Raw genomic sequence first — 9,921 nt, 5'->3', positions numbered from 1 at the left:
CGCTCATGCAAGCAACAGCAACGCACCTCTCACCAGCGGCCCCGCCGCTGCGCAGGCAGTCTGCCCGGGTCATCCTGCGCAACCGTTCGGCGCAGCTCGTCGTGGCGCTCCTCGTCATCAGTGCCCTCGTGGGATCCGTCCACCCCGGGTTCCTCAGCCGCGGCAACATCGAGTTCATCATGCTGAACTCGGTCGTCCTCGGACTGATCTCGCTCGGCCAGACATTCGTGATCATCAGCCGGGGCATCGACCTGTCGGTGGCGCCCATCATGGGGCTCACCGCAGTGGTCACCGGCCTGATGTCGACGCGCAACGGACTCGGTCTGGGGGCGGCCGTCCTGCTCGCGCTGGTGATCGGACTGGTACTCGGGGCCGTCAACGGCTTCCTGGTCAGCGTGGTACGCATTCCGCCGATCATCGTCACCCTCGGAACCCTCGGTCTCTTCGGTGGCTTCCAGTTCCTCTACACCAACGGTGACCAGGTCACGAGCGTGCCCGCGTCCTATGACGCCTTCGGTAACAACACCCTCGTGCCCGGTCTGCCCCGGCCGGTGCTGCTCCTGGCCGTCCTCACCGTGGTGTGCTGGGCTGTCCTGCGCTACACGGTCTTCGGGCGCAACGTCTTCGCGGTGGGCAACAACGAACCTGCGGCAAGGGCGGTCGGCATCCCCGTCCGGTTCACGGTGTTCAGCACCTACCTCGTCAGCGGACTGCTGGCCGGTCTCGCAGGGCTGGTCTACATCGCACACACCGCCGCGGCGACCGCCACCACCGGCACCGCGGAGAACATGCAGTTGCAGTCCATCGCGGCGGTCCTGATCGGCGGAACCATGATCAGCGGAGGTCGCGGCGGTGTGCTGGGCGGTGTCCTCGGCAGCCTGTTCCTCTCCCTGGTACTCACTGCCCTCGTCTTCTCCGGCGTCCCTGCCATCTGGAACACCGCAGGTCAGGGCGTCCTCATCCTGATCGCCGTCCTGCTCGACGCTCGACTCTCCCGCCCGGTCGGCGGCGTGGAAGGAAGCACATCATGACCGACCTGTCCGTAGTCCCCAAGCGTCCGGCGGGCCCACAAGGCACCAGTCCCCGGCGACCGGCCCGCGCCAGAGGCCTGATCAGCAGGTTCGGTGGCTGGGAATCCAGTCTGCTGCTGCTGTTCGTGGTGGAGTTGGTCTACTTCTCCGTCAGCTCGCCGGACTTCTTCAACGGTGGCAGCGGCCTGCTGTCCCTGTCCCAGCAGTTCGTCACGACAGGCATCGTCGCCCTCGGCCTCGCGCCGGTGGTACTCAGCGGAGGTATCGACCTGTCGGTCGGGTCCACCGCGAGTCTTTCCGGCGTGGTGATGGCGGCACTGTGGAAGGGCGGCACAAACATCTGGCTCGCCGCGCTCGGCGGTCTGCTGGCAGCCCTGCTGGTGGGCCTGGCCAACGGCCTGCTCGTCGTACGGGGCCGGCTGGAACCGCTCATCGGCACCCTGGCCGTCGGGTTCATCGCGACAAGCATCTCCACCGGAGTCGCCGGCAACTCACCGCCGTACGGCTTCCCCACGTCCTTCACCACGCTGGGCACCGGCACGATCGGCCAGGTCCCGTTTCAGCTGATCATCTTCGCGGTGCTGGCCGTCATGGTCCTCCTCCTCATGACCCGCACCGAGTTCGGTCGGTCCATCACCATGATCGGGCACAGCGCGAGCGCGGCCCGGTACTCAGGCATCAAGGTCAACACCCAGCTGGTGCGGGCCTACATGTTCTCCTCACTGATGGCCGGAGTGGCCGGACTGATACTCGGGGCGTTCTACAGCGCGGTCCGGGCCGACCTGGGCGACAGCCTGCTGCTGCCCGCACTCACCATGATCGTCCTGGGCGGCGTGGACATCTTCGGCGGCCGGGGCCGGACGATCGGCGTCGTCGTGGCCGTCTTCGCCCTCGGCTACCTCACTCAGGGCCTGCTCATCTCCGGCTACTCCCAGCTCACCAGCAACATGGTCATCAGCGTGGTCATGCTGGCCGCCATCGCGGTGAAGATGTTCGCCGGCTCGGCCGAGGGCAGTCCGGCCGAGCGGCTGCGAAACCGCCTCCGAAAGGTGCATGGCACCCCGGCGAACCCGGCCGCCCCGGGCAAGGTCCCGAACTAGGTCCCCTTTCGTCCGGCCCGTGCCCCCGGCACGGCCGGCTCAGTACAGCGTCGTACCCACCGTAAGAAAGGCAGAACCACCATGTCCCGCACCCTCTCCCGCACCAGATGGGCAGCCATCGCGGCGGCCTCCGCCGCCACCATGCTGATCACCACAGCATGTGGCACCACCGGCTCCGGTACCGCGTCGTCCGGCGGCCAGATCAAGGTCGCCATGGTCCCCAAGCTCGTGGGCCTGGCCGTGTTCAAGGCCAACCAGCAGGGCGCGGAGAAGGCCGCGGCCGAACTCAACATCAAGTTCAACTACACCGGGCCGGTCGACGCCTCGGCGCAGGGACAGGTGCAGGTCTTCAACAGCCTCATCGCCCAGAGGTACAACGTGATCACCACGACGGCCAACAACCCGTCGGTGCTGGCACCCACCCTGGTCCAGGCCCGGAAGCAGGGCATCAAGGTGATCTCGTACGACTCCGACGTGCTGCCCGAGGCCCGTGACTTCTTCATTCAGAACACCGACCTGCCCGCCATGGGCAAGGCGCTGGTGGACTGTGTCGCCAAGCCCGCCGGTTCGCAGGCTCAGATAGCGATCCTGTCCTCCACTCCGGACGCGACCATCCAGAACCAGTGGATCAAGGCCGTCAAGGACAACCTCGCGGCGAACTACCCCGGCATCAAGATCGTCACGACGCAGTACGGGGAGTCCAGCCCGTCCCACTCGCTCACCGCCGCGCAGAACATCCTCCAGGCCTACCCGGACGTCAAGGCCATCATCGCGCCCGACGGTGCCGCCGAAGCCGCCGCGGCCGAAGCGGTCGAGAAGCTCGGCAAGGCCGGCAAGGTCTTCGTGACCGGAACGTCGGACCCCGCCTCCATCCGCCAGTACGTGAAGTCGGGCGTCATCCCCTGCTCGCCGCTGTGGGACGAGACCAAGGAGGGCGAGCTGGTCATGCATGTCGCACGACTCGCGTACGACAACAAGATCGGCCCGAACAGCACGTTCACTGCGGGTGACCTCGGCTCCTTCACCGCGAAGGACGGTGTCATCACCTTCTCCGAGCCGCTGATCTTCACCAAGAGCAACATCGACGACTACCAGTGGTGACCCGCCCGGCAACCCCGCCGACCAGGGAGACTCCCCGGTTCTGGGCCAAGGAGAAGGAGGTCGTATGACGAAGGTCGGATGGCTGGGACTCGGTGCCATGGGTCTGCCGATGGCACGGCGGCTCCACACCTCCGGAGCCGCCGCGATCACGGCCTTCGACCCGGCGCCCGGCGTTCGGGCCAGTGCCGGGGCGGAAGGCATCACGGTTGCCGCCTCCCCGGCGCTGGCCGCCAAGGGCGCAGACCTGATCATGGTCATGGTCCGTGACACGGCCCAGGCCCAGCAGGCACTGTTCCCCGAAGACGGTACGGATCCCGTGCCGGAGCCGGGCTCCACCGTGGTGTTGATGAGCACCGTCGGCCCGGACGCGGTGCGTGGTCTGGCCGCCGCACTGGCCGAGCGGGAAGTGGCCGTCGTCGACGCCCCGGTGAGCGGCGGCGTGGCCCGGGCGCTCACCGGGGACCTCGTCATCATGGTCGGCGCCCCGGACGACGCGTTCGACCGGTGCCGAGGGGTCCTCGATGCCCTGGGCAGTACGGTCGCCCACGTCGGCCAGGGCGTGGGAGACGGACAGTCGGTGAAGCTGGTCAACCAGCTGCTGTGCGGAGTGCACATCGCCGCCGCGGCGGAGGCGCTCGCCTACGCCGAGTCACTCGGACTGGACTCCGCCGCCGTGTGGCAGACCGTCCGGGGCGGTGCCGCGGGGTCCTTCATGCTCGACGACCGTGGCCAACGCATGCTGGGGCGGGACTACTCCCCGGTGCGCAGCTCGCTGTCCCTCTTCGTCAAGGACCTGGGCCTGGTCGTTGAGCAGGCCCAGCGTGGCAGGGTCCCGGTGCCGCTGGCCTCCGCGGCCGCCCAGATGTTCACCATGGGCGTCGGCGAGGGCCTCGCCGACGCCGACGACTCCAGCCTCATCGAACTCTTCCGACGGTGGAACACCAACCGGATCGAGGGCCAGACCCCGCCCCCGCGTTCAACAGCCCCCTGAAAGACCGCCCGCCACCGGTCCGGTACACATCCGGGCCAGGTACTTCGGCGGAGCCGAAAGAAAGAATGAGAGAAAGCACCATGCGAATCCTCGTAACCGGAGCCCTGGGCAAGGTCGGGCGCGCCACCACGGAGGCCCTGGTCCAGGCCGGGCATCAGGTGACGGCCTCCGACCTGGCCCGCCCGGACTTCGACCGCCCCGCCCCCGGCACGCCCGACTACCAGATGGCCGACCTGACCAACCCGGGCGACGCGTTCGCACTGGTACGAGGTCACGACGTCGTGATCCACGTGGCGGCCATCCCCGAGCCCACTCACAACCCGCCGCACGTGGTCTTCCAGAACAACCTCATGGCCACGTTCAACGTGCTCGAGGCGGCCGTCCGCTTCGGCGTGAAGCGCTTCGTCAACATCTCCTCGGAGACCGTTCCCGGCTTCTTCTTCCCGGAGCGGCCCTTCCTGCCGGACTACGCGCCGGTGGACGAGGAGCACCCGGCCCGCCCGCAGGACCCGTACGCGCTGTCCAAGCTCTTCTCGGAGCAGTTGATGGACGCGGCGGTCCAGCGCTCGGACATCCGCGCCATCTCGATCCGGCCGAGCTGGGTCCAGCACAAGGGGAACTACGCGCGCAACCTCGGACCGCAGGTGCGTGACGCGTCGGTGCTCAGCCCCAACCTCTGGAGCTACATCGACGCGTACGACCTCGCGGACGCGATCGTCCTCGCGGCCGAGTCCGACCTGCCGGGCCACGAGGTCTTCTACATCGCCTCGCCCGACAACGTCGGCGGCCGCGACTTCGCGGAGATCCTCCGCCAGTACTACGGCGACCAGATCGAGCTCCGGGACCTGAGCCGGGTCGACGCCTCCGGCATCTCCTCGGCCAAGGCGCAGCGCCTGCTCGGCTGGCAGCCGAAGCGTTCTTGGCGTGACTACCTCGACGAGGACGGCAACGAGCGCGCCGAGGACTGATGGCACCGGGCGCCAACGCCCGGTTTCCCAAGACTTTGCCGCGCACCGGCCAGGTTCTCCGACGCCTGCACCCGTCGGAGATGCCGCGAGCAGCGTGCCGGCGAAGAAGGATGAGGACGGCTGCCTGACCCCGTCGGTCCTCATCCGGCCGTGCCCCGGTCCATCACGGACCGGGGCACGGCTTTGTCACGTCCGAGATGGCGGGCGAGGAGCGGCCCTTTCGGCACGGGGCCGATCACAGACCGTGATCGACTCGGCGAGCTGTCAGATCGTCGTGATCCCGAAGCTCTTGAGCTTGCGGTACAGCGAGGAGCGCGCGATGCCGAGCGCGGCGGCGGCCTGGACGCGGTTGCCGTTGGCATCGTGGAGCGCCTTGATGATGGCGTCGCGTTCGACGGCCTCCATACCGGTGAGCTGGCGCCGTGCCGCGTCGTGGCAGTAGCCGGGCAGGTCCTGAGGCTGGATCTCTCCGACGGGCCGCTTGAGCAGCGCCGCGGACAACGCCTCCTCGAGCTGCTTGATGTTGTGGGGCCAGGAGTACTGGCAGATCACCCGCAGGGCCGCCGGGCTGACCCGGGTGTCGCGCTTCGCCGAGATCTTGGTGAGCACCTGGGCGACCAGGCTGGGGATGTCCTCGGTGCGGTGGCGCAGCGCCGGTACCGTCGCGGCCTGCTGGAAGTGCACCAGAAGATCGTGGAACGGCAGGTCGGAGTCGATGTTGGCGTCGGACAGCGTGGCGGCGACGAAGGCCGGCCGGTCGCTGTCGGCCACGGCGAGCAGGAAGGTGTTGAGCCGCTCGACGCCCTCCGTCGACAGCTGGTCGATGTTGCGGAAGATGTACAGCGTGGGAATGGCTGTCGCCTCCAGGGCGACCTCGGCGTCGGTATAGCTCGAGCGCGAGATGTTCACCGCGTCGAAGAGCAGGCTGCGCCCGCCGGGATTGACCCGGTGGTAGATCTCGGCGACGAGTGAGAACTTGCCGGTGCCGGTCTCTCCCATGACCAGCAGCGCCTCGTGGCGGGACAGTCCCGACGCGATGTCCTTGCAGGCCCGCTGCCACAGCGGCGACCGGCCGCTGCCACTCAGCGTCGAAGGCGTGAGCAGCTGGGCCAGGCTCAGGGGCGCGCCGCCTTCCCCGGTCAGCGGGGGGAGTGCCACCTCGGTGGCCGCAGGAGCGGGTCTGTCGGCAATGCCCTCCGCGATCAGCGTGACCTCGAAGACGATGCCCACCACGTCGTGCCCCGCAGCGAGGCGTGTGCCACGGATCCGGATGATTTTTCCGGTGCTCAGCTCCAGCTCGTCCACGGCGCGGTCCTGGTGGCTCATGAGGTGCCGAGCGTGGTCCTGGACGGTCTGCTGCTCCGCGGGAGTGAGCAGGATGTGGGCGAAGGAGTTGGCCATCGTCACTGTTCCGCCGAGTGCCATGACGGCGCCCCGCGACCGTGCGTCGACGCGCACGAACGTCTCGAAGAGTGCCTGCTGGTGGTGGCTGCGGTCGATCAGCAGATTGCGCTCGATCTCGTGGGCGGCGGCTCTGACCAGGGAGTGCATCAGCGGATTCGAGTGCTCGGTCAGGCAGCTGATGTCGAGAACGCCCTCGATACGGCCGCTGAGCGGATCCCGTACGGGGGCCCCGGAGCACGAGAACGGCTGCAGGCACTCGTGGAAGTGTTCCGGACCGACGATCTGGATCGGCTGGCCGGATTCGAAGACCGTGCCGACGCCGTTCGTCCCGATGCCGCCCTCGGCGTATTCGAAGCCGGGTGCGAACGAGACCTTGTCCAGCATCAGCCCGATGGTCCGGGCGGTGTCGACGCGGGTAAGAACCCGGGCCTTCCCGTCGGTGAGGGCGATGCTGAGCGGGATGTCCGCGGTTTCCTCGCTCAGCCGGTCGATGATCGGCTGCGAACAGCGGACCAGCCGGCTCTGCATGTCCACGTCGTGGTGGAAGGCGGCCTGAGACGTGGTGGCATCCACGCCGGCCGTGCGCGAGCGCCGCCAGGACGCGGCCACGACATCGGTGACGCTGCCCTCGACAGCCGATCCGGAGGTCAAAAATCCGGTGCGGGCGGCGGCGATGGCGACGCGACGGTCGACGGTGTCCATCCGGCATCCCTTCCGATGGGGATTCTTCGATCTTCTCGACCGGGACCCTTCCAGGGAAGAGCCGTGACCAGAACGGGAGCTGTCGCAGGTGTCCGAATGTGGGACACGCCGTCTTCTGGCGGAGGGCGCACATTTGTCGTCAGTTCTCCTGGGAGCCGCCCACCGGAGACCTGCACCACCGACATCCCTCGGACAGCCGTAAGGGAATCCTCTCATGCAACGTCTGATCAATATCGACAACGGTGGAACGCTCACCGACATCTGTGTGTGGGACGGTCAGGACTTCACGTACACCAAGACCCTGACCACGCCGTTCGACCTCTCCAAATGCCTCTTCGACGGCATCACCAAGGCGTCCGAGGCCGTGGACGGTGTCGCCGACATCGAGGCTCTGCTGCACAGCACACGGCACATCCGGTACTCGACCACCCAGGGCACCAACGCGCTGGTGGAGCGCAAGGGCCCGCCCATCGGACTCATCACCGACGACCCGGCCGTGGTCGCGGAGCTGCGGTCGACGTCGAGCGAGGCCAGCCTCTTCGACGACCTGATCGGCGGCCGCGTCGCCACCATCGACCCACACGCCGATGAGGAATCCCTCGCCTTCGACCTCGTACAGCGGGTCAACAAGCTGACGACCGACGGCGCGGCGCGCATCGTCGTCGCGGTCGGAGCCGCGAACGGCCAGGACGAGCGCCGTCTGCGCAGCATTCTGCTTCGCAGGTTCCCTCGCCACCTGCTGGGCTCGGTGCCCATCCTCTACTCCTGGGAGCTCACCGCGGACCGCGTGCGCTCACGCCGGATCTGGTCCGGAGTGATCAACGCCTTCCTGCACCCGACGATGGAACGCTTCCTCTACAACACCGAGGACAGGCTCCGGTCCCACCGCGTCCAGAACCCCCTGCTCATCTACCGCAACGACGGGGCCTCCTCCCGGGTGGCCAAGTCGGTGGCGCTCAAGACGTACTCCTCGGGTCCGCGCGGCGGCCTCGAGGGCACCCGCGCACTGGCCACGGCGTACGGCCTCCGCCACGTCCTGATGATCGACGTCGGCGGGACGACCACCGACGTCGGGTCCGTCAAGGACTCGCGGATCGCGGTCGAGCGCCGAGGCTCGGTCAAGGGCGTACCGATCTCGTTCCCCATGAGCGATGTCCGCTCCAGCGGTGTCGGCGGCAGCTCGGTCATCACCGTCCGGGACGGCCGCATCACGGTCGGGCCGGAGAGTGTCGGCGCCGCACCCGGACCTGCCTGCTTCGGGTTCGGCGGCAAGAGCGCCACCATCACCGACGTCAACCTGCTGCTCGGCGTACTGGACCCCACGACCTACCTGGACGGCGGGTTCAGCCTCGACGCGGAACGCTCGGAGGCCGTCATCACCGCGACGGTCGCCGAACCGCTCGGCGTCAGCCTCGCCGAAGCGCTCGTGCGGATGGAGGCGGCGTACTTCGCCACCGTGGCGAACGCCTTCACCGACATGATCGAGAACGCCGCCGACACGACGATCGCCGCCTTCGGCGGAGCCGGCCCGATGAGCGCCTGCGGCGCCGCACGTCTCAGCGGCGTCAAGACGGTGCTCGTTCCGAAACTCGCGGCGGTCTTCTCCGCTTTCGGCATCAGCTTCTCCGACATCGGGCAGAGCTACGAGGCCGGACTCCCGCAGTCGTCGGCCGCCGACGCCGCCGCGGTGCACGACACGCTGCTGGAGCGTGCCGAGCGCGACATGTTCCAGGAAGGGCACGAGCTGGCCTCGTGCGACCTGGAGTGGAGCGTCGTCGTGGAGGAGCAGGACGGCACGCTTGTCTCCGAGACGCCGTACGCGTACAGCGACGATCCGGCCGTCGGCAGTGGACTGCACGGCTCGCTCAGGCTCACGGCCACCGCCCCGCTGCCGCACGTCGAACTCGCCGGCAACGAGGCGCTCGCGCCCCGCCCGGCCGAGGCCTCGGGTCGCCGACAGGTCCGTTCGAGCGCGGATCAGGTGGACGACGTGCCCGTCTACTCGCTTGTGGAGCAGCAGCCCGGCGCCACCGCCACCGGACCCGCCCTCGTCGAAGGTCCCTTCTTCACCGCCCGCGTCCTGGAGGGCTGGCAGCTGCACGTCACCGCCGGGGGAGATCTGCTGCTCACCGACACCCGCTGACCTCGCAACCCCAGCTCAGGAAAGGCCGGATCACCATGCGCGTACCCATGACCGAGTACCTGCTCATCGACCTGGAAACGGCACGCTGGCGGTGCAGGGTCTGCGACCACGACCTCGGCGACGCCCGCGGCAACTACAAGGAGGGGACGCTGGTCTACGACCGTGATCCCCGCGAGATCCACCAGCCGATCATCGACCCGGACCGGTACGAGTTCACCTTCTCCCCGGACCCGACATACTGCCGCATCCTCGAGTTCTACTGCCCGGGCTGCGCCACCCAACTGGAGACCGAGTACGTGCCCCCGGGCCACCCGCCGACCGTCGACATGCTCTGGGACATCGACGCGCTGCGGGCCCAGTGGGAGGAGCGCGGCACCGACCCGATGACGGCCGTCGTGTACGGCCCCGGCGAGGACGTCCAGCGCCACACCCACTCCGCCGCCGATGGCCACTGAGCTCCCACCCGGAAAGGAGACCGTCA

The 9,921-nt window shown here is 68.3% G+C and carries 8 protein-coding genes; 7 read left to right on the top strand and 1 reads right to left on the bottom strand.

The genetic code is table 11. From position 1 onward, the window contains the following. Positions 1-5: 5 nt before the first annotated feature. The 5 genes from ACFYPC_RS26435 (at position 6) to ACFYPC_RS26415 (ending at position 5,191) form a co-directional block, all read left to right on the top strand. Entirely contained in the window at positions 6-1,031 is a 1,026-nt protein-coding gene (locus tag ACFYPC_RS26435; RefSeq protein WP_388680829.1) for an ABC transporter permease, read from the top strand. Beyond that, a complete protein-coding gene (locus ACFYPC_RS26430; protein WP_388680826.1) occupies positions 1,028-2,131 on the top strand; it encodes an ABC transporter permease in 1,104 nt (367 codons plus the stop codon). The genes ACFYPC_RS26435 and ACFYPC_RS26430 overlap by 4 nt, the downstream gene beginning before the upstream one ends. 81 nt (positions 2,132-2,212) lie before the next feature. Next, entirely contained in the window at positions 2,213-3,232 is a 1,020-nt protein-coding gene (locus tag ACFYPC_RS26425; RefSeq protein WP_388680824.1) for a substrate-binding domain-containing protein, read from the top strand. 64 nt (positions 3,233-3,296) lie between these two features. Beyond that, positions 3,297-4,223 carry an NAD(P)-dependent oxidoreductase gene (locus ACFYPC_RS26420; RefSeq protein WP_388680821.1) on the top strand — a complete coding sequence of 309 codons (927 nt, stop codon included), beginning with the start codon at positions 3,297-3,299 and terminating at the stop codon, positions 4,221-4,223. An 80-nt stretch (positions 4,224-4,303) separates the two neighbouring features. Further along, positions 4,304-5,191: an NAD-dependent epimerase/dehydratase family protein gene (locus ACFYPC_RS26415; protein WP_388680818.1), complete on the top strand. Its 888-nt coding sequence runs from the start codon at positions 4,304-4,306 to the stop codon at positions 5,189-5,191. Between the two features lie 264 nt (positions 5,192-5,455). Here ACFYPC_RS26415 and ACFYPC_RS26410 read toward each other — a convergent pair whose 3' ends face one another. Beyond that, a complete protein-coding gene (locus tag ACFYPC_RS26410) occupies positions 5,456-7,297 on the bottom strand; it encodes a sigma-54-dependent Fis family transcriptional regulator (RefSeq protein ID WP_388680815.1) in 1,842 nt (613 codons plus the stop codon). Positions 7,298-7,511: 214 nt separating this feature from the next. Between ACFYPC_RS26410 and ACFYPC_RS26405 the strand changes: the two genes are divergently transcribed. Both ACFYPC_RS26405 and ACFYPC_RS26400 read left to right on the top strand, forming a co-directional pair. After that, positions 7,512-9,440, top strand: a complete 1,929-nt coding sequence (locus ACFYPC_RS26405; RefSeq protein WP_388680812.1) for a hydantoinase/oxoprolinase family protein — start codon at positions 7,512-7,514, stop codon at positions 9,438-9,440. Between the two features lie 47 nt (positions 9,441-9,487). Further along, positions 9,488-9,895 carry an acetone carboxylase subunit gamma gene (locus ACFYPC_RS26400; RefSeq protein ID WP_388680809.1) on the top strand — a complete coding sequence of 136 codons (408 nt, stop codon included), beginning with the start codon at positions 9,488-9,490 and terminating at the stop codon, positions 9,893-9,895. Positions 9,896-9,921: the final 26 nt, after the last annotated feature.

The sequence above is a fragment of the Streptomyces sp. NPDC005808 genome, assembly GCF_042871385.1.
Taxonomy (GTDB): Bacteria; Actinomycetota; Actinomycetes; order Streptomycetales; family Streptomycetaceae; genus Streptomyces.
The sequence above is the reverse complement of the archived record's forward strand: the minus strand, read 5'-3'. Positions and strand labels throughout refer to the sequence as shown.

Excerpts from the sequence above, each read along its gene's own strand:
- ACFYPC_RS26435 (WP_388680829.1), top strand. The coding sequence starts at position 6 with ATGCAAGCAACAGCAACGCACCTCTCACCAGCGGCCCCGCCGCTGCGC.
- ACFYPC_RS26430 (WP_388680826.1), top strand. The coding sequence starts at position 1,028 with ATGACCGACCTGTCCGTAGTCCCCAAGCGTCCGGCGGGCCCACAAGGC.
- ACFYPC_RS26425 (WP_388680824.1), top strand. The coding sequence starts at position 2,213 with ATGTCCCGCACCCTCTCCCGCACCAGATGGGCAGCCATCGCGGCGGCC.
- ACFYPC_RS26420 (WP_388680821.1), top strand. The coding sequence starts at position 3,297 with ATGACGAAGGTCGGATGGCTGGGACTCGGTGCCATGGGTCTGCCGATG.
- ACFYPC_RS26415 (WP_388680818.1), top strand. The coding sequence starts at position 4,304 with ATGCGAATCCTCGTAACCGGAGCCCTGGGCAAGGTCGGGCGCGCCACC.
- ACFYPC_RS26410 (WP_388680815.1), bottom strand. The coding sequence starts at position 7,297 with ATGGACACCGTCGACCGTCGCGTCGCCATCGCCGCCGCCCGCACCGGA.
- ACFYPC_RS26405 (WP_388680812.1), top strand. The coding sequence starts at position 7,512 with ATGCAACGTCTGATCAATATCGACAACGGTGGAACGCTCACCGACATC.
- ACFYPC_RS26400 (WP_388680809.1), top strand. The coding sequence starts at position 9,488 with ATGACCGAGTACCTGCTCATCGACCTGGAAACGGCACGCTGGCGGTGC.